Source organism: Microbacterium sp. (genome assembly GCF_036823965.1).
GTDB lineage: Bacteria > Actinomycetota > Actinomycetes > Actinomycetales > Microbacteriaceae > Microbacterium.
Map to the genome: position 1 here is coordinate 39,739 of NZ_DAITBE010000010.1, position 18,628 is coordinate 58,366.

At 69.2% G+C, this 18,628-nt stretch carries 25 protein-coding genes and 1 tRNA gene; 23 read left to right on the forward strand and 3 right to left on the reverse strand.

What is annotated here, in order from left to right; translation table 11 throughout:
• The first annotated feature begins 26 nt into the window (after positions 1-26).
• Positions 27-99 (forward strand) — tRNA-Val (locus tag V7Z82_RS15485).
• 33 nt (positions 100-132) lie between these two features.
• Here the strand turns inward: V7Z82_RS15485 and V7Z82_RS15490 are convergent.
• The 3 genes from V7Z82_RS15490 to V7Z82_RS15500 form a co-directional block, all read right to left on the reverse strand.
• Positions 133-324 (reverse strand): hypothetical protein, encoded by a 192-nt coding sequence (locus tag V7Z82_RS15490; protein ID WP_334152507.1) that lies wholly within the window; start codon positions 322-324, stop codon positions 133-135.
• Positions 325-388: 64 nt separating this feature from the next.
• On the reverse strand, positions 389-757 hold the full coding sequence (locus V7Z82_RS15495; protein WP_334152508.1) for a hypothetical protein: 369 nt from the start codon (positions 755-757) through the stop codon (positions 389-391).
• Between the two features lie 36 nt (positions 758-793).
• Positions 794-1,108, reverse strand: a complete 315-nt coding sequence (locus V7Z82_RS15500; RefSeq protein WP_334152510.1) for a hypothetical protein — start codon at positions 1,106-1,108, stop codon at positions 794-796.
• Positions 1,109-1,330: 222 nt separating this feature from the next.
• Between V7Z82_RS15500 and V7Z82_RS15505 the strand changes: the two genes are divergently transcribed.
• The 22 genes from V7Z82_RS15505 to V7Z82_RS15610 all read left to right on the forward strand — a co-directional run bounded on the left by V7Z82_RS15505 (position 1,331) and on the right by V7Z82_RS15610 (position 18,588).
• Entirely contained in the window at positions 1,331-2,104 is a 774-nt protein-coding gene (locus V7Z82_RS15505) for a sigma-70 family RNA polymerase sigma factor (protein ID WP_334152511.1), read from the forward strand.
• A gap of 106 nt (positions 2,105-2,210) precedes the next feature.
• Positions 2,211-3,071, forward strand: coding sequence for a flagellin N-terminal helical domain-containing protein (locus tag V7Z82_RS15510; RefSeq protein ID WP_334152512.1), 861 nt, complete (start codon positions 2,211-2,213; stop codon positions 3,069-3,071).
• Between the two features lie 116 nt (positions 3,072-3,187).
• Positions 3,188-4,552, forward strand: a complete 1,365-nt coding sequence (gene fliD, locus V7Z82_RS15515) for a flagellar filament capping protein FliD (protein ID WP_334152513.1) — start codon at positions 3,188-3,190, stop codon at positions 4,550-4,552.
• A gap of 47 nt (positions 4,553-4,599) precedes the next feature.
• On the forward strand, positions 4,600-5,013 hold the full coding sequence (fliS, locus tag V7Z82_RS15520; RefSeq protein ID WP_334152514.1) for a flagellar export chaperone FliS: 414 nt from the start codon (positions 4,600-4,602) through the stop codon (positions 5,011-5,013).
• 5 nt (positions 5,014-5,018) lie between these two features.
• On the forward strand, positions 5,019-5,297 hold the full coding sequence (locus tag V7Z82_RS15525) for a hypothetical protein (protein ID WP_334152515.1): 279 nt from the start codon (positions 5,019-5,021) through the stop codon (positions 5,295-5,297).
• Positions 5,298-5,421: 124 nt separating this feature from the next.
• Positions 5,422-5,769, forward strand: coding sequence for a flagellar basal body rod protein FlgB (locus V7Z82_RS15530; protein WP_334152516.1), 348 nt, complete (start codon positions 5,422-5,424; stop codon positions 5,767-5,769).
• Positions 5,766-6,158: a flagellar basal body rod protein FlgC gene (gene flgC / locus V7Z82_RS15535; RefSeq protein WP_334152517.1), complete on the forward strand. Its 393-nt coding sequence runs from the start codon at positions 5,766-5,768 to the stop codon at positions 6,156-6,158. Before V7Z82_RS15530 ends, flgC begins: the two co-directional genes overlap by 4 nt.
• On the forward strand, positions 6,158-6,478 hold the full coding sequence (fliE, locus tag V7Z82_RS15540; protein WP_334152518.1) for a flagellar hook-basal body complex protein FliE: 321 nt from the start codon (positions 6,158-6,160) through the stop codon (positions 6,476-6,478). Before flgC ends, fliE begins: the two co-directional genes overlap by 1 nt.
• Positions 6,479-6,480: 2 nt before the next feature.
• Positions 6,481-8,121, forward strand: a complete 1,641-nt coding sequence (fliF, locus tag V7Z82_RS15545) for a flagellar basal-body MS-ring/collar protein FliF (protein ID WP_334152519.1) — start codon at positions 6,481-6,483, stop codon at positions 8,119-8,121.
• Positions 8,118-9,197 carry a flagellar motor switch protein FliG gene (gene fliG / locus V7Z82_RS15550; RefSeq protein WP_334152522.1) on the forward strand — a complete coding sequence of 360 codons (1,080 nt, stop codon included), beginning with the start codon at positions 8,118-8,120 and terminating at the stop codon, positions 9,195-9,197. The genes fliF and fliG overlap by 4 nt, the downstream gene beginning before the upstream one ends.
• A complete protein-coding gene (locus V7Z82_RS15555) occupies positions 9,194-9,889 on the forward strand; it encodes a FliH/SctL family protein (RefSeq protein WP_334152523.1) in 696 nt (231 codons plus the stop codon). The genes fliG and V7Z82_RS15555 overlap by 4 nt, the downstream gene beginning before the upstream one ends.
• A complete protein-coding gene (locus tag V7Z82_RS15560; protein WP_334152524.1) occupies positions 9,886-11,214 on the forward strand; it encodes a FliI/YscN family ATPase in 1,329 nt (442 codons plus the stop codon). The genes V7Z82_RS15555 and V7Z82_RS15560 overlap by 4 nt, the downstream gene beginning before the upstream one ends.
• A complete protein-coding gene (locus V7Z82_RS15565) occupies positions 11,211-11,633 on the forward strand; it encodes a hypothetical protein (protein ID WP_334152525.1) in 423 nt (140 codons plus the stop codon). Before V7Z82_RS15560 ends, V7Z82_RS15565 begins: the two co-directional genes overlap by 4 nt.
• Complete coding sequence (locus tag V7Z82_RS15570; protein WP_334152526.1) at positions 11,630-12,910, forward strand: hypothetical protein; 1,281 nt, start codon at positions 11,630-11,632, stop codon at positions 12,908-12,910. The genes V7Z82_RS15565 and V7Z82_RS15570 overlap by 4 nt, the downstream gene beginning before the upstream one ends.
• Positions 12,911-12,925: 15 nt before the next feature.
• On the forward strand, positions 12,926-13,375 hold the full coding sequence (locus V7Z82_RS15575; RefSeq protein WP_334152528.1) for a flagellar hook capping FlgD N-terminal domain-containing protein: 450 nt from the start codon (positions 12,926-12,928) through the stop codon (positions 13,373-13,375).
• Between the two features lie 31 nt (positions 13,376-13,406).
• Complete coding sequence (locus V7Z82_RS15580) at positions 13,407-14,573, forward strand: flagellar hook protein FlgE (RefSeq protein ID WP_334152530.1); 1,167 nt, start codon at positions 13,407-13,409, stop codon at positions 14,571-14,573.
• Between the two features lie 122 nt (positions 14,574-14,695).
• Positions 14,696-14,911, forward strand: a complete 216-nt coding sequence (locus tag V7Z82_RS15585; RefSeq protein ID WP_334152532.1) for a flagellar FlbD family protein — start codon at positions 14,696-14,698, stop codon at positions 14,909-14,911.
• 2 nt (positions 14,912-14,913) lie between these two features.
• Positions 14,914-15,723: a motility protein A gene (locus V7Z82_RS15590; protein WP_334152534.1), complete on the forward strand. Its 810-nt coding sequence runs from the start codon at positions 14,914-14,916 to the stop codon at positions 15,721-15,723.
• Positions 15,720-16,535, forward strand: coding sequence for an OmpA/MotB family protein (locus tag V7Z82_RS15595; RefSeq protein ID WP_334152535.1), 816 nt, complete (start codon positions 15,720-15,722; stop codon positions 16,533-16,535). Before V7Z82_RS15590 ends, V7Z82_RS15595 begins: the two co-directional genes overlap by 4 nt.
• Positions 16,536-16,568: 33 nt before the next feature.
• Positions 16,569-17,462 carry a flagellar motor switch protein FliM gene (locus tag V7Z82_RS15600; protein ID WP_334152536.1) on the forward strand — a complete coding sequence of 298 codons (894 nt, stop codon included), beginning with the start codon at positions 16,569-16,571 and terminating at the stop codon, positions 17,460-17,462.
• Positions 17,462-18,121, forward strand: a complete 660-nt coding sequence (locus tag V7Z82_RS15605) for a FliM/FliN family flagellar motor switch protein (RefSeq protein WP_334152538.1) — start codon at positions 17,462-17,464, stop codon at positions 18,119-18,121. The genes V7Z82_RS15600 and V7Z82_RS15605 overlap by 1 nt, the downstream gene beginning before the upstream one ends.
• Positions 18,122-18,123: 2 nt before the next feature.
• Positions 18,124-18,588, forward strand: a complete 465-nt coding sequence (locus V7Z82_RS15610; RefSeq protein ID WP_334152539.1) for a flagellar biosynthetic protein FliO — start codon at positions 18,124-18,126, stop codon at positions 18,586-18,588.
• The last annotated feature ends 40 nt before the right edge of the window (positions 18,589-18,628 follow it).

Here is an 18,628-nt window from a genome sequence, read left to right on the forward strand (position 1 = left end):
GGCACCGGATAGACTGTCGGGCACCAGGGCCTTTAGCTCAGCTGGTAGAGCGCCACGTTTACACCGTGGATGTCGTCGGTTCGATCCCGGCAGGGCCCACTTCGCGATCATCCCGCCGCTGCCGTGCGACTCTCAGCGCCCCCGCCGCTTCCGCGAGATCGTCATGCCTTGCGAGATCACGAGCAGTACCATCGCCGCAACGGTGAACCACAGTGTGGCGCTGGCGAGACCGGTGATCATCAGGATGAGGCAGGCGATCCCGATCAGTGCGCCGACGATGAGCAGGCCCATGTGGAGGCCGATGCCCGGTTCCTTGTCTCGCATCCCACCACACTGCCACAAGGGCCACGATCGCGGCCCTCGTCGATCTGCGTCGCAGCGAACCGTCTCAGTAGCCTGCGCCGTGGCCGGTCGAGAACGCGTCTGACCCATCGGAGTAGGCCACACGGACGTTGATACCTCTCCCATGCTGGCCCAGGAGATCGTCGATCTGAGCTCCGACGGCCACTCGCGTCACGTCGGTGGGGTCCAGGTCGAGCTCCGTCACGACTGTGAACGAGCACCAGTATGCGCTCTCCCCAGCCCAGAACTCTTCGATCGTCGGCTGCACAGCAAGCTCTGCGGAGACCCGATCGCTGACCTCTTCCGACAGTGCTGTGCAATCCGAGTACATGGTGTACTCGCCGAACTGACACCCGCTCAATCCGAAGGCGAGGACAAGGACTCCCGCCAGGGTCGCGGAAACACGGAGATCCATAGCGTCACCGTACCCTGACTGGGCTGGCGATCCTGATCAGCGGGGGATCAGGACGATGACCCCGACGACGATGGCCACGATCGCGATGCACAGCACCAGGTAGCCCGACCAGTGCTCCCTCGGCGGGCGACCGAGTGCCGCGGGCAGCCCGAGCTGCTTCCGGATGGCATCGGCTTCTGTCTCGAGCTTCTCGGATCGATCCTGCAGCGAGAACGCGGAACCGGTCGGCCACCGCAGACGGTCACGAGAGACGGACTCCAGCTCCATCCGCACCTCCTCGAGTCGCCGCTCCAGCTCGGCACGCGGCACTCCAGCCGGCGACTCATGCTGCTCGTCGCCGGTGTCGCTCATGGCCATCACCGTACATCGGCGTCACCCCGCGGAAGACGGGCGAGCCGACACGACCTGAGCGTTACCCATTTTTTACTTGTAAACGTGTGAAACCTGCTAGCTTCCTCATAAATGAGATAAGCGAGACACGGAGTCACATTGCTGCGTCATTCTGACCTTTCTGCTGATTCCGGCGCACCCGCGGAAGCGCCCGCCACACCGGAGCGGCTTGCCCGCGAGAACATGGCGCTGGCGACGTTCCTGGCGTTGGAGAAGGCCCGCACCGCGGAGCACGTCGACCTCGATGACCTGATGTCCGCCGCACGGTGGGGACTCGCCAGGGCGGCCCTGACGTACGAGCCAGAACGCGGCATCCCGTTCGGTGCATTCGCGCGCACCCAGATCAACTGGGCGATGCTGTCCGAGATGCGCAAGGCCGATCCGGCAGGCGAGCGCGGGCGTGACAAGATCGCACTCATCCGTGCCGCAGCCGACACGGTGCTCGCCCGCACCGGTCGCGCAGCCACAGTCGCGGAGCTGGCCAAGGAGTCAGGGATCGACGCGGCCTCGGTCGCCGAGATGCAGCAGCTCGACGCGATGGTGCGAACGGCCACCAGCTTCGAGGAGCACTTCGATCTCGAGTCCGGCCGCCAGGCCGCCGACCTCACCGACAGCATCATCCTTCCGGAGCACGCGGCCGAGCAGAACGAGACGCGGATGATGCTCGTGCGAGTGCTCGACGCGCTCCCGGTGGCGATGCGACGCGTCATCCGCGGCATCTACGTCGACGACCGCATGGTGAAGGACCTCGCCGAGGAGCTCGAGGTGAGCCACGCGTACGTCTCCAAGCTGCGCACGCGCGGCCTCGCCCTCATGCGCGAGGCCATGGAGGCGTGGGAGAACGGCACGACCGGTGACCGCTCGACCAGCGCCAAGGCGGACTTCTTCGCCGCCCTGTTCGGTCCGGTACCGGCGGCGCCGACTGCACGGACCGGCGATCTGGTCCCAGCGCTCTGACTTTCCTCCGATCACTGGTTACGAGGCAGCGCACCTGTCGCGAATGTCGGGTGTGCAGGCCCACGGATGGGCCCGCATTCCAGTCCCATAACCACGGAGGATACTCATGGGTCTTCAGATCGCAACCAACGTCAGTGCGCTCAACTCGTACCGCAACCTGTCCGCCAACCAGAACGACGTCTCGAAGTCGCTCGAGAAGCTCTCGAGCGGCCTGCGCATCAACCGCGCAGCCGACGACGCCGCCGGCCTGGCCATCTCCGAGGGCCTGCGTTCGCAGGTCAACGGCCTGAACGTCGCAGCCCGCAACGCTCAGGACGGCATCTCGGTGATCCAGACCGCTGAAGGCGCGCTGACCGAGGTCCACTCCATCCTGCAGCGTGTCCGCGACCTCGCGGTGCAGGCAGGATCCGACTCCAACAACGTCGACTCCCGCAAGGCCATCACCACCGAGGTGACCCAGCTGGTCGACGAGCTCACGCGCATCTCCGACACCACGAACTTCAACGGCATCAAGCTGCTGGATGCGTCGGCCGGTGCCGCGAACGACGGTGTGCTGAGCTTCCAGGTCGGTGCAGACGGCGCCGCCTCGAGCCAGATCACGGTGAACCTCGGTTCCGCCGACATCAAGACGCTCGCGGCAGACCTCAAGACCGCCATCGTCACCACCGACGGCTTCGCGACCCCGACGCTGGCTGCTGCCACCATCACCACGGTCGACACGGCGATCAAGAGCGTCTCCTCGGCTCGCGCCGACCTCGGTGCGGTCCAGAACCGCTTCGAGTCGACGATCAACTCGCTGCAGGTCTCGGCCGAGAACCTGTCGGCGGCCAAGAGCCGTATCGCCGACACCGACATGGCGGCAGAGATGGTCAAGTACACCGCTGCGAACATCCTGCAGCAGGCCGGCACCGCCATGCTCGCGCAGGCGAACCAGTCGGGCCAGGGCGTCCTGCAGCTGCTCCGTTGAGTCGCTGCGCCTGAGGCGCGCTCGGCGCCCGGGTGGGGTCTTCTCCGCCCGGGCGCCGTCCCGGAGGACCACTCGACCCGCATCGCACAGACAGATCGCACAGAAGGCATCCGAGGATGAAACTCGACGGACTCGTATCAGGGCTCAAGACCGACGAGCTCATCACCGCGTTGATGGACGTCGCGGCGATCCCGAAGAAGCTGATCACGAACAAGATCACCGATCGCGGCGCCATCATCACCAACCTGCAGTCGCTGAACAAGACGCTGCAGGATCTCGTCACGAAGGCGAAAACCGCGGCCGGTGCGACGTCGTTGGCCGCCTTCACCGCGACCGCGTCGTCCGAGAGCGTGACCGTCGTCGCCGGTGCCAAGGCCAGCGCCTTCTCGACGAGCGTCGTGGTCGACGCCGTCGCATCGGCGCACTCCGTCATCACTGCTGCCGCCGGCGCCGAGGCCTGGGGCGGGGAGTTCACCCTGGTCGCGTCCGACGGCACGCAGAAGTCGATCACGCCGATCGGCTCGAGCCCGCAGGATCTGGCCAAGGCCATCAACGCAGCCAAGGCGGGCGTCACGGCCACCGTCGTCCCCGCGGGAACGGATGCCGACGGCAAGCCGCTCTCGCGCGTCCAGCTCACCGCGGTCGAGACCGGCCAGGCTGGTGCGTTCACGCTGCATCGCGGCACGGCTGCGGACGTCGCTGCCGGCACCGCCCCCGACGTCGCCACGGAAGCCGGCGCCGCGATCCTGAAGCAGGGGTCCGACGCCAGCATCCGCCTGTTCGCCGGCACCGCGGCCGAGCAGACCCTGACCAGCGCGAGCAACACCATCAGCATCGGCGAGGACATCGACGTCACCGTCACGAAGGCGAGTGCCGACCCGGTCGTCGTCTCCGTCGCGCTCGACGCCAAGGCGCAGACGACGAAGGCCGAGACCTTCGTCAAGGAGATCGCCGCACTCCTCGTCCGCATCGACAACGGCTCGAAGGCCACGGTCGGCGCCGTGGGCGAGAAGACCACGCTCGGCGTGTTCACCGGCGACAGCACGGTTCGCAATCTCCGCACGGCGCTGGCAGACGCCGTGCAGTACCCCGTGGACGGCGTCTCGCCATCGACGATCGGCATCTCGATCAGCGACAAGGGCGTGCTCTCCTTCGACGCCGACAAGTTCGCCAAAGCCCTGGCCGACGACCCGGAGAAGACCCAAGCGGTGTTCTCAGGACTCGCCGGCCGCCTGGAAGAGGTCTCGGACAAGTACTCCGACAAGTACGACGGACTGCTGACGCAGCGGATCACCGGCCAGGAGTCCGAGGTCAAGACGCTGAAGACCCAGGTCGAGCGATGGGACATCCGCCTCGAGCAGCGCAGGGCCACGCTCGAGCGCACCTACTCGCAGCTGGAGGTGCAGCTCTCGAAGCTGCAGTCCCAGTCCTCGTGGCTCGCCTCGCAGCTCGCCGGTCTCACGCCGACCTCGTCGTCGTGACCCGCCCAGCCCCCATGAACGCTCGCACCCGCTAGGAGATCCCGACGATGCCTCTCACCTCGCTCGAACGCGCGAAGCAGCAGTACCTCCAGCAGCAGGTCACCTCGGCGTCGCCCGAACGTCTGCTCACCATGCTGTACGACCGACTGCTCGTGGACGTCGATCGTGCGGCCGCAGCGCAGGATGCATCCGACTGGACGGCAGCGGGCACCCATCTGACGCACGCACAGCAGATCGTCGCGGAGCTCAGCGGATCGCTGACGGATGCCTGGGACGGCGCTGCCGACCTGCGCGCGGTCTACACCTACCTGACCGGGCGCCTGATCGCGGCGAACATCTCGCGCGACCCGGCGGCCACCGCCGAGTGCCGCGAACTCATCGCGCCGCTGCGTGAGGCCTGGCACCAGGCCGCTGCGGTGACGTCGGCGACGGCACCGGCACCCTCCTCGGCGCTGGCCTGACGACCGTGCCGGAGAACCTCGCAGCCTGGCTGACCGTGCTCGACCAGTTCGAGCGCGCGCTCGATGCCGCAGACGAGCAGCTCGATCCCCAGCCGTTCGAGCCGCCGGCCGGGCCCGTCCCCGAGGAACTACGTGAGCGTGCTGAAGCGGTGCTCGCCCGCCAGCAGCTGATGATCGGCGGGCTGATGACCTCGAGGGCGAACGTCGCGCGCGAACTCGCTGCGCTGCGCCGAGTGCCGACGACCCCGCAGGACACCCCGGCATACCTCGACGTCGAAGGCTGAACGCGGAATCGAAGGAACACCCGGGTTACGGAATCGGGCGGCGTCGCGATAGTCGACCACGAGCACGGATCGCTCGACGATTGGCCACGGATCGGCTTCTCCATCAACCTCCCGGAGTGCCCTCGTGCTCGAGTCCGTCACCTCCTCCGCGCTGATCAGCGCGCTCGATGGTCTGGCGCTGCGTCAGCGCTCGATCGCCGACAACATCGCGAACATCAACACCCCCGGCTACCAGGCCAAGCGGGTGCAGTTCGAGGATGCGCTGCGTCGCGCGGTCGACGGCGGCTCCGGCATCGTCGAGGCGACCGTCGAACGCTCGCTCGAGCCGACGCGGCTGAACGGCAACAACGTCAATCTCGACACCGAGACCCTGTCGAACATCGACACGGTCCTGCGGTTCCAGTTCGCCAGCCAGGCGATCGGCGGACAGGCCGCCTCGATCACCAAGGCGATCGGCCAGGCGTCCGCATGACCTTCGATGCGATCGGCATCGCCGGCACCGGCCTGAACGTGCACCGCAAGTGGCTCGACGCACTGAGCGACAACATCGCCAACGTCAACACCGCGACGCCGGCCGGTGAGGACGCGTTCCGCGAGAAGTTCGTCACGGTGCGGGCGGGTGCCGACGGCCAGGGCGTCTCCGTCGCCGGCGTCGTCGAGTCGGAAGCCGAGGCCAAGCTCGTGTACGACCCAGAGCATCCATATGCGAACGAGGACGGCTACGTGCAGTACCCGAACGTCGAGCTCGGCGACCAGATGAGCATGCTGATCCTCGCGCAGCGCGGCTACGAGGCGAACGCCGCGGTCGTGGACCGCGCGAAGACCACCTACGAGGCCGCGCTGCAGATCGGACGCAACTGATGTCAACCCCGATCGACGCCATCTCCGCCACCGGGGTCTCGCCGCTCGGCGCGCTCAGCTTCGAATCCGGCTCTGACACCGCGGGTTCCTCGACGGGTGCCGGAGCCTTCGCCACGTCGCTCTCCGGCGCGGTGGAGAACCTCCAGCAGCTGCAGTCCACCTCGAACGAGCTCGCTGTGCAGGCCGTCACCGGCGATCTGCAGGACATCCACCAGGCCATGATCGCCTCCGCCCGTGCCGGCGTCACCCTCGATCTCGTCGTCGCCGTGCGTGACCGCAGCGTGTCGGCGTTCAACGAGATCATGCGGATGCAGGCCTGACCATGCCGAAGGTGTTCACGAACTCATTCGACCGGGTGAAGCTGATCGTCTCGGGCTTCTCGGTGGCTCAGCGCACGATCGCCATCATCGGTGTGGCACTGCTCGTGATGGGTGCGATCGCGCTCGGCACGTGGCTGAGCAAGCCGCAGATGAGCCCGCTGTTCACCGGCCTCAGTGCGAGCGATGCGTCGGCGGTCGTCGAGCAGCTGAAGTCCGCAGGCGTGGGCTACGAGCTCACGGAGGGCGGCGCGACGATCCTCGTGCCGGACGACCAGGTGTACCCGCAGCGGCTCGCCGCGGCATCCGCCGGCCTCCCAGGCGACAGCAGCGAGGGCTACACCCTGCTCGACAAGATGGGTGTGACCGCGAGCGAGTTCCAGCAGTCGGTCACCTACAAGCGGGCGATCGAGGGCGAGCTCGCGAGCACGATCAGCGCGATGGACGGCATCTCGACGGCATCCGTGCAGCTCGCGATCCCGGAGGAGAGCGTCTTCGTCTCCGAGCAGCAGAGCCCGACCGCATCCGTCTTCGTGAAGACGCGCAACAGCTCCACGCTCAGCGACGAGAAGATCGAGGCGATCATCCACCTCACGAGCGCGGCAGTGCCGGGCATGACGCCTGAGGATGTGGCGGTCACCGACCAGAACGGCACGGTGCTCTCGGCGGTCGGCTCCGGTGTCGCCGGCAGCTCGTCGAAGCAGGCGACCGAGCACGAGGCGCGGGTCGCCGCATCGGTGAGCCGGATGCTGGAGACCATCGTCGGCCCAGGCAACGCCACGGTGACCGTCGCCGCCGACGTGGCCAACTCGACGTCGGAGCGCATGGATGAGACCTACTCGGCGCCGGAGGGCGACCTGCGGGCGAACGAGCAGACGAAGACCGAGACGTACACGGGCGGCCAGGGCTCCGGCACCGGCGTGCTCGGGCCGGACAACATCGCGGTGCCGAACGGCGCTTCGGGAGACGGCTCGTACGAGTTCGAGGAGACCTCGAGCAACAACGCCGTGAACAAGTCCACCGAGAAGACGATCACGCCAGCCGGCGAGGTCACCCGCCAGACCGTGAGCATCGCACTGAACCGCGGATCCGTGACGGGCGTGACCGCCGACCAGGTCGAGGCACTCGTCGCGTCAGCTGCCGGCATCGACGTCGAGCGGGGCGACACGATCGCGGTGGAGTTCGTCGAGTTCGCAACAGGTGGCGCGACCGCTGCGCAGACCGCCCTGCAGGCAGCCGAGGCCGAGCGTGCGGCGCAGTTCCAGCAGGAGCTGCTGCGGTCCGTGATCATCGGCGGATCGATCCTGTTGGCGGTCATCATCCTCGTGGTCTTCTTCTCGATCCGTCAGCGCATGAAGCGCCGGGTGCTCTACACCGAGGACGGGCCGATCGAGTACCTGTCAACGTTGAGCGAGAACGAGGAGCAGAAGCTCAAGTCGCTCAAGGGGCTGCAGGACCGGGAGGCGATCACCGCTCCGCTGTTCCCGCAGGTCGCGCCGACGACCGTGCTCGACATCGAGGAGGAGCCGGAGATGGATCAGGTGCTCGTCGAGCGCCGACGTCGCGAGATCGACGACATCGCGAAGCGCGAACCCCGAGCCACGGCCACTGCTCTGGCGAGCCTGATGGATGAGTCCACCGTATGAGCGCCCAGATCGAGTTCCCCGACACCGTGACGGATGCGGGGGAGCAGACCGTCGCCCCGGCGTCCGCGGTCGCCCTCGTCGAGATGACCGGGCTGCGCAAAGCGGCCATCGTGCTCCTGAACATGGACCGAGAGGCCAGCGCCGAGGTACTCCGCCACCTCGGCGAGGATCGCTCCGTGCTGCTGGCCGCCGAACTCACCCAGCTCGGTGGCGTCGACCTGGCCTCGACAGCGCAGGCGCTCGGTGCGTTCAAGCGCATCGCCACCGGCGGATCCGTGCCGTCGCGTGGTGGTCAGGACCTCGCGACCGGACTGCTGGAGACCGCCTTCGGTCGTGAGAAAGCCGTCGGCATGGTCGGCCGCGTCATGTCGCAGGGCGCCGTGTCGTTCGACTTCCTCAACGCAGCCGATCCCGCCCAGCTCGCCACGATCCTGGAGGGAGAGCTGCCGACGACCGTCGCGGTGGTGCTCGCGAACCTGCGAGCCGACCGGGCGGCCGCCGTGCTCACCGCGCTGCAGGATCCCCTGCGCACCGACGTCGCCCAGGCGATCGCGACCATGGGCACGGCGACGCAGGAGGCCATCTCGATCGTCGCCGACTCGCTGCGCTCTCGCACCGGCGTCTTCGCGATGCGCGACAACCACGAATCGATCGGCGGCGTGCAGCCCCTGGTCGAGATCATCAGCCGCTCCGACACCGCGCTCGAGAAGGCGCTGCTCGCGAGCCTGGAAGGGCGTGACCTCGCACTGGCGGAGGACATCCGCAGCCGCATGGTCACGTTCGCGGACTTCACGCGTCTGGAGGATCGCGATGCGCAGCGGGTGCTGCGCGGCATCGATCTGCGTGTGCTGGCCCTCGCACTCAAGGGCGCGGACGAGCAGATCACCGCGAAGGTCACCGGCAACATGACCGAGCGCAACCAGGAGAACCTCGCCGAGGAGGCGCGGGTGCTCGGCTCGGTGCGCGTGCGGCAGGTCGACGAGGCTCGTGCCGAAGTCGTGCGCATCATCCGTGAGCTCGAAGCCGCCGAGGAGATCACCATCTCCCGTGAGGACGAGGACGAACTCATCGAATGACGTTCTCCGATGCCGCGTTCAGCCACGCCGCCTTCACCGACACAGCCTCCACCGACACCGCCGCCTTCACGCCGCTCGTGGTGCCGCGAGTGGGCGAGACCCCGACGGACCTCCGTGATGAGGCCGACCGGGCTCGGACGCGCGGCTATGCGGACGGCTTCGCGGAGGGGCGCCGAGTCGCACTCGACGAGGGGCGGATGCAGCAGGTCGCTGAAGAAGCGCGGATGCTGCAGCATCGCACGGCGTACCTCGCAGAGCGCGGATCGGCACTGAGCGCCGTGCGCTCCTCGTCGGATGCACTCGATCAGCGGCTGGGCGAGCTCAGCACGCTGGCGGCCGACAGGATCGAGGAGCTGGCGCTCGAGCTCGCGACGGCGATCCTCGGGGTCGAGCTGTCGGACCCCGCACGGTCGGCAGCGCACGCGCTGCGTCGCGCGCTCGCGGAGCTGCCGGTCGAGCGGTGGACGCGGGTCGCGTTCAGTCCGCAGGATGCTGCGATCCTCCGTGAGGACGAGGATGCCGCGACGACCCTGCACGGCATCCAGTTCGCCGAATCGGCATCCGTCGACCTCGGCGGGGCGATCGTCGAGGTCGAGGACGGCGCCGTCGACACCCGCATCGTGCAGGCGCTCGCCCGGGCGGCCGCGGCGCTCAGCGGCGGCAGCGATCAGCCGGCGGAGGTGCTCGCATGAGCGTCGCGACGGCATCGTGGCGCCGAGCGGTCGACGCGGCGCGCCCCGAGCGCTCCGGCACGGTGAAGGCGGTGCTCGGGCTCGGTGCGGAGGTGATCGGCATCGACGCGGCCGTCGGCGATCGGGTGCGCATCGAGATGGCGGACGGACGCCCGGTCGACGCGGAGGTCGTCGCCGTCGACGGCGCCGCTGCGCGGTGCATGCCGCTCGGTCCGCTGGACGGGATCACGGCTCGCGCGAAGGTGCTGCACACCGGTGCTCGCCTGCAGGTGCCGACGGGACGCTCGCTGCTCGGACGGGTGCTCGACGGGCTCGGTCGGCCGATCGACGGCAAGGGGCCACTCGATCGCGGTGTCGATCTCGTCTCGCTCGATCATGACGCCCCGAGCATCCTGCACCGCCAGCGCATCGACACCCAGCTCGGGCTCGGCGTGCGCGTGCTCGACACGATGACCCCGGTCGGCACCGGCCAGCGTCTCGGTCTGTTCGCCGGATCCGGCGTGGGCAAGTCGTCGCTCATGTCGATGATCGCTCGCGGTTCGACCGCCGATGTCACCGTCATCGCCCTGGTGGGGGAGCGCGGCCGCGAGGTGCGGGAGTTCATCGAGGATGATCTCGGACCCGAGGGACTGGCGCGCTCGGTCGTGGTGGTCGCCACCTCGGATCAGCCGGCGATGGTGCGGATGCGGTCTGCGTTCGTCGCCACTCGCATCGCCGAAGCGTTCCGTGAAGACGGCGCGAACGTCATGCTGATGATGGATTCGCTCACCCGAGTCGCGATGGCGCAGCGCGAGATCGGGCTCAGCGCGGGGGAGCCCCCGGCGACCCGCGGGTATCCGCCCTCCACGTTCTCCGTGCTCGCCCGACTCCTGGAGCGTGCGGGCACCGGGCCGGTCGGATCGATCACCGGCCTGTACACCGTGCTCGTCGACGGCGACGATCACAACGAGCCGATCGCTGACGCCGCGCGAGGCATCCTCGACGGGCACGTCGTATTGGACCGTGCGCTGGCCGTGCGCGGTCATTTCCCGGCCGTCGATGTGCTCGCGTCGATCTCGCGCGTCGTCTCGAAGATCACCGCCGCCGAACAGCGCGAGCATGCCGTGATGCTGCGCAGCGTGCTGGCCGCCCGACGAAGTGCGAACGACCTGATCGACATCGGTGCCTACCGAGCCGGCGCGAATCCGCTCGTCGATGCCGCGATCGAGAACGAGGGTGCGATCGCCGGTTTCCTCACCCAGAGCATGGACGATCTCTCGGACGCACACGAATCCTGGCGGCGCCTGGCCGCCCTCGCCACCCAGTTCGGAGGACTGACACCATGACGTTCCCCCTGGCAGGACTCCTGCGCGTTCGCGACGCACAGGAGCGGGTCGCCGCCGAACAGCTCTCGCGCACCACGTCCGCTCGTCTGCAGGCCGAGGCTGCGGAGCAGAGCGCGGTCGTGAGCCTGTCGGAGATCAGCGCGCAGGTAGACGACGCGCAGACGATGCTCGCCATGGCTGCAGCCCGCGCCGCGGGTCGCAGTGCGCTGAGCGACCTGCAGACGCTCGCCGAGATGCGTCGCGCGGAGGAGGCGGAGGCGAAGGCCTCGCACGTCGAAGCCCGCCGCGAGCTCAAGGGACTCGAGCGGCTGGAGGGCGCGCACCGCGTCGACAGCATCCGCGCGGAGCAGCATGCCGAGCAGGTGGCGCTGGATGAGATCGCGGTCGTGCGCAGTCTCCGAGAGGAGCGCTCGGCATGAGTGCGGTGTCCACGGCGAACGCCACGGTCGCTCCGGGGCTTGCGGCGCTCTTCGGCGGCGCACCCGATGGCGGCGGACTCGGAAGCGCGGCGGGCGGGCCGTCGTCGTTCGGCGCCGCCCTCGCCGTGGCAGAGCGGATGCTCGACGCCGGCGACCTCACGATGCCCTCGGATGCCGAGGCCGTCGCACCGAGTGGGGTCGCGGCGCCCGCGGGGGGTCCGGACGTGCAGGTCTCGGTCGACGCGGCGGGCGGAGGAAGCGCTGCGCCGGATGCCGGGCTGTCGGCAGCGATCGCGGTGCTCGCAGTGCCGCCGATCGCACCGCCCGCCCAACCGGAGCCGCAGCTCGGCGTCGCTCAGGACACGATCACCGATGACACGCAGGCTGCCTCGGGCCCGCGCCCCGCGCAGGCCGCGGACGAGCCACAGGTGATGGATGCCGATGCGTCGCTGATCCCGGTCGCGTCAGCGGGTGCGGCGAACGTGCGAGCGAGCGACCCCCGGCCGGTCATCGCTCCTGGGTCCATCGCGGCGACTCCGCCCATCGTGGCGACTGCTGGCGCAGCACCCGACGCTCCTGTCGCTCGTGCGGAGCCGATGCCTGCGCCGGGGCGATCGCCGAGCGCGACCGTCGGCTCCGATGAGCCCGGCGTGATCCCTGCGGCGACGTCTGCACCGAAGGACGGCAGCGCGCGTCCGGATCAGCCTGCGCCCCAGTCGCCCGTGCCATCCGCATCGCCACCCGCCCTGTCGGTCTCGCCCCCCGGCGCGCCCGTCGTCACCGCCGCGGATGCCGCAGCCGCGGTGCCGCGCGCCGTCGCAGCGCAGGTCGCACCGGTCGTCCTGAGCATCGTGCAGCGCCCGGTCGGCAGCCACCAGCTCACGATGACCGTGAACCCGGACACCCTCGGCCCGGTCACCGTCCGTGCGCACATCAGCGCGGGCGGCGAGGTGCGGGTCGAGCTCCTCGGCGCGACCGACGCCGGGCGCGAGGCGCTGCGGACCATCGTCACCGACCTCCGCCGCGATCTCGCCGCGGTCATGCCGCACGCCAGCCTTGCACTCGGGTCGAGCGCCGCCGCCACCGACGCGGGCAGCCCCGATCGCGGCGCCCAGCCGGGCAGCGGAGGCCCGGCGGGTGAGCAGGCGCCCGGCGAGCGCGGCCGCGCGGCCGCTGACGGGCACCCCACCGCAGAACGCAGAGCCGGCGGCATCCCCGGCATCCTTCCGATCACGACCCGCGCCGTCTCCGGCGAGGGCCTCGACATCTTCGCCTGAGAGGACACACCACCCATGACCGTCGAAGCCGTGAGCGCCCCGAGTTCGATCTACACCGGAAGCACCGCAGACCCCGCGGCGCGAAAGCAGGTGCTGGACGGCGAGGTCTTCCTCAAGCTGCTGGTCACCCAGCTGACGCACCAGGATCCGTCGAGCCCGATGGACACCAACGAGATGATCTCGCAGACCACGCAGCTCGCCATGATGGAGCAGCTCACGGCACTCACCGACACCGGTACCGAGGCGTTCGCCCTGAGCATGCGCCAGGCGGCCACCGCGCTGATCGGCCAGGAGGCGAGCTACAAGGATGCCGACGGCAAGGCGGTCACCGGCATCGTCACGAAGGTGTCGTTCGACGGTCCCATCCCGCAGGTGACCATCGGCGACAAGACCGTCGCCCTGGATGCCATCACCGGCATCACCTCGAAGTCCACCCCTGCCGCGAGCGACCCCGCCGCAGCCTGATCCCCACCTCACCCAGAAAGAGAGAATCCCCATGCTTCGCTCGCTCTACTCAGGCATCTCCGGCCTCCGCTCGCACCAGACCATGCTCGACGTGACCGGCAACAACATCGCCAACGTCAACACCGCGGGCTTCAAGGGCTCGTCGGTCGTGTTCCAGGACTCGCTGTCGCAGCTCATCGGCAACCCCGGTATCCCCGACGACCAGGTCGGTGGACGCAACCCCGCCCAGGTCGGACTCGGTGTGCAGGTCGCCGGTGTCCGGACGAACTTCGCGCAGGGCTCCGCGCAGGCGACCGGCCGCGGCGGCGACCTGATGATCTCGGGCGACGGCTTCTTCGCGGTCCGCTCAGGCGGCGAGACCCTCTACACCCGCGCCGGCGGCTTCTCGTTCGATCCGACCGGCAAGATGGTCACCGCCGACGGCGCGATCGTGCAGGGCTGGTCGGCGCAGAACGGCGTCGTGAACACCGGTCAGGGCATCGGGAACATCGTGCTGCCGCTCGACGCGGTCTCACCCGCCCGTGCCACGACCGGCGCCACCGTCACCGGCAACCTGCCGTCGACCGCCGCCGTCGGCGACGAGCTGGTGCGCGATGTGACCGTGTTCGACGCGCAGGGCACCCCGACCACGCTGAGCCTGACCTTCACGAAGTCGGCGACCGGGTGGGACGTCACCGAGCCGAAGAGCGGCGCCACCGGCGCGCTCACGTTCACCGACGGCAAGCAGGCCGGCACCGGCCTCACTCTGGCCGCCGGCGGGGTCACCGTGGACCTCGGCGCCGTCACCGGCTACGCGAGCCTGTCGACCGTCGCCGTGACGGAGCAGAACGGCGCGGCAGCCGGCACGCTCAAGTCGTACAGCATCACCGGCGACGGCTCGATCGTCGGCACGTTCAGCAACGGCGCGACGCAGACGCTGGGGAAGATCGCGATGGCGACCTTCGCGAACCCCGAGGGACTCGAGAAGGCGGGCGGCACGGCGTACCGCGTGTCGGTCAACTCCGGCGGCGCGCAGATCGGGGAAGCAGGGCAGGCCGGGTTCGGCGGTCTCGTCTCCGGTGCGCTCGAGATGAGCAATGTCGACCTGTCGCAGGAGTTCACCAACCTGATCGTCGCGCAGCGCGGCTTCCAGGCGAACGCCCGCATCATCACCACGAGCGACGAGGTGCTGCAGGAGCTCACCCAGCTCAAGCGCTGACGCACGACTCGCAACTGAGCGAATCATCGCCCGAACGCGGCCCGCCCTGGTTACCCGGGGCGGGCCGCGTCGCGATAGTCGGGGCTGCCCCGCCTCTCGCCCCATGCCCGGAGACCCACCCGATGATCATCGTCACCCGCCTCGACCGCACCCGGTTCGCGGTGAACCCTGACCTGATCGAACGCGTGCACGCATCGCCGGATACGACGCTGCACATGGTCGACGGCGGCGTCTACGTCGTGCAGGAGGGGCTCGACGTCATCGTCGACCTGATCGTCGCGTACCGCGCCCGAGTGCTCGACGCCGCACAGGCACTCGGCCGGAAGACGGGGGACTGACCGTGGATCCCGCATTCCTCATCGGCGTCTTCCTGGCGTTCGGTGCACTCGTCGCGATGATCACGATGGAGGGAGCGAGCTTCGAGGCACTGCTCATCCCCGCCCCGATGATCCTGGTGCTCGGCTCCACGATCGGCGTCGGCATCGCGAGCCACACGCTGCGCGATACGCGGCTGGCGTTCGCGAGCCTCGGCCGCATGGTGCGCGGTCCGAAGTCCACGCCGGAAGCGGTGATCCCGTTCCTGGTCGGCTATGCCGAGAAGGCGCGCGGTGACGGTCTTCTCGCCCTCGAGCAGGAGCTCGACGGCGCACCGGACGACTTCACCAGGCAGGCGCTGCAGGCTCTCGCCGATGGCACGGATGCCGAAGACCTGCGCATGATGATGGACGACGAGATCACCGCGACCTCGTCGCGCAACCGCATCGCCGCGAAGTTCTTCGCCTCCCTGGGTGGCTATGCCCCGACCATCGGCATCGTCGGCACCGTCGTCTCGCTCACGCACGTGCTCGAGAAGCTCGACGAGCCGGACCACCTCGGCCCGATGATCGCCGCCGCGTTCGTCGCGACCCTCTGGGGCCTGCTCTCCGCCAACTTCATCTGGAACCCGATCGCCGGTCGCCTCGGTCGCATCGGCGCGGTCGAGCTGGAGCGCATGACGCTCGTCAGCGAGGGGATGCTCGCGATCCAGTCCGGCAGCGCACCGCACCTGCTGCAGGAGCGCCTCGAGGCTCTGTCGACGGTCAAGCCGAAGCGCCGCAAAACCGATGACTCGAAGAGCGCCGAGCCGAAGGGCGCGGAGGAGCCGCGGTGAGCACTGCCCGTCGTGGCAGCCGTCGCGGGCACGAGGACGACGCGCACGACGAGCCGGACGAGCGCTGGGCGGTCTCCTACGCCGACATGGTGACCGTGCTGATGTGTCTGTTCATCGTGCTGTTCGCGGTGTCGAACGTCGACAAGACGAAGTTCGAGCTGCTCGCCAACAGCCTGGCGACCGGCTTCGGCCAGGAGGAGACGACCACGGGCGGCGCCGACATCTCGGAGGGACTCGTGATCCCACCGGAGATGGAGGATGAGCAGGGCGAGGCCGACCTCACGAACCGAGCCGCCGCGGAGTACGAGTCGCTCGAGGAGCTGCGCGAGCGGATCAAGGCGTCGCTCGCCGCACAGGGCCTGCAGGACACGGTCGACTTCGCGATCGACGATCGTGGCCTCAAGGTCGGCCTGGTCGGCGCCGAGACGTTCTTCGGCGACAACAGCACCGACCTCTCGGCGAAGGCCGATGGTGTGCTCGATGCGATCGGCGATGTGCTCGCGACCGTCGACAACCAGGTGAGTATCGAGGGGCACGCGGACCGACGACTCGCCGCCGATCCGTACCCGACCAACTGGGAGCTCTCGGGCGGTCGGGCGACGCAGGTCGCCCGCTTCCTGGTCGAGCACGAGACCATCGCCGGCGCCCGCGTGAAGGCCACCGCGTTCTCCGACACGCGACCGCTCATGGACGGCGACAGTCCGGAAGCCCTCGCCAGCAACCGACGCGTCGACATCGTCGTCGAATCGAACGAGGAGGACCAGGTGCGCGCACTGCTCCCCGCCCTCGCCGAAGCCGCAGAGAAGAGCTGACGCATCGTGTCCACCATCTCCGAGGAGACCACCATGACCGCAGCCAGCGTGATCGACGATCCGGCCGGCCGCTATCCCGCCTACGACTTCAGCCGTCCGGCGCAGCTCGGCCGTGACAGCATCCGACGTCTCGAGGCGTCGTTCGAGTCGTTCGCGCGGCTCTGGTCGTCGCAGCTGACCGCGAAGATCCGCGTGCGGACCCACCTGTCCCTCGACAGCGTCGAGCTCGTCTCCTATGAGGAGTATGCGCAGACCCTGCCGAGCACGACCGCGATGATCGCCGGATCCTTCGCCGACCGTGACGAGCCGTGCGTCGTGCAGTTCGGCCTCGACAGCGCGCTGCTCTGGGTCGTGCAGATGATGGGCGGGCGGAGCACCTCGCTGCCGGAGGCGCGCACCTTCACGCCGATCGAGCTCGCGCTCGTCCGCAACCTGATGGAGGGCACGTTCGAGCATCTCTCCGCCAGCATGGGAACACTGCTGCCGGGAGAGCCGATGTTCGGCGGCGTGCACTACAACCCGCAGTATCTGCAGGTGATCGCGGGATCTGCCGCGGTGATCGTCGCCCGGTACACGATGCGCCTCGGTGACACGCAGACGGTGGCCTCGGTCATGCTCCCCGCGTCTGCGGTCGTCGACCGCCTCGCGGCCTCGGGAGCGGATGCCGCGGCGGCCCGCGGTGCGGTGCACACCCGTGACCAGGTGCACAGCACGCCGCTCGAGATCACGCTGCGCCTCGCGCCGATCACGATCGGGGCGGGCGAGATCCTGAATCTCGCACCGGGCGACCTGCTGCGCCTTCCGCACCCCGAGACCACGCCGTACGAACTGATGGCTGGGCAGACGCCCATCGCCCGCGCCACGCCGGGCAGTCGGGGCTCGCGCCTCGCCTGCACGATCACGACCACCCACGAGGAGACCCACTGATGAGCACCTTCCACGAGACGGCCATCGCTGCGGCGATCGCAGGCAAGCTGCCGTTCGGCTATCCCGTCATCCCGACGCCCTCCACCGACCCCGGTGCGACCGGCGAGGCCGTGGCCGTGACCTTCACCGGCACACCTGGAGCGCGCATCGCGATCCAGGTGGTCGACCCGACCCACCTCGAGGACGGTTCGCAGGGCGCAGACCTCGCCGATCGCCTGCACCCGGTGTTCGAGGCTGCGGCCATCGTGCTCGGCACCGGCTCGCTCGGCGACGGCGAGCGCGTGAACGCCGCCGAGGTGTTCACCGCCTCCGGCACGCAGGTGTTCGACCTGGTCGACGCATCCGGCGCGATCGCGGCTCGCGCGTCGGTGCGCATCGACGGCGACCGTGCTGCCGCAGCGTCCACCGGCCCGCAGCGGCTGAGCCGCATCGCCGGTGTCGAGATGGAACTCGTCGTCGAGATCGGCCGCACGCGGATGCCGGTGCGCGACGTGCTCTCGCTCGAACCCGGTCATGTCGTCGAGCTCGATCGTGCTGCCGGGTCGCCGGCGGACATCAAGCTCAACGGCCGCCTGATCGGCCACGGCACGGTCGTCGTCGCCGACGGCGACTTCGCGATCCGCGTCGAGCGCATCCTCGACGGCGCAGAGAGCGTCTGAGCATGGACGAGGTGCTCGTCGCGCTGCGGATGATCGTCGCGCTGGCCGCAGTGCTCGGCCTCCTGCTGTTCCTCAGCCGCCGGCTGCAGAAGGCGGGCGCGAAGGGCGACAATCCCATGTCCGCGCTGCTGCCGAAGAAGCTCGGCCGGATGACCGGGCTCCGCCAGAGCCGCGTCACGCAGGGGCGGGGCGCGAAGGCGCGGCCGGAGAAGATCACGGTCGTCGCGCGCTCGGGGATCGGGGCGAAGGCGCAGCTCGTCGTGGCCGAGTTCGGCGGTATCCGCTACGTGCTCGGCGTCACCGAGCACGGCATCAGCGTCGTCGACACGCAGGAGGCGCCGCTGCCTGAGGAGGAGGTCGAGGCGCTCGACGAGGCCGATCAGGCGGATCCCACGGCTGACGCGTCGTCGGCGGACGACCTCGACATCTTCGACGACACGGAGCGCCCGCTGAAGTCGGTCGCCTGAGGGCTCCCGCGCCGGTCGCGCGTCGGTTACGCGATGCCGC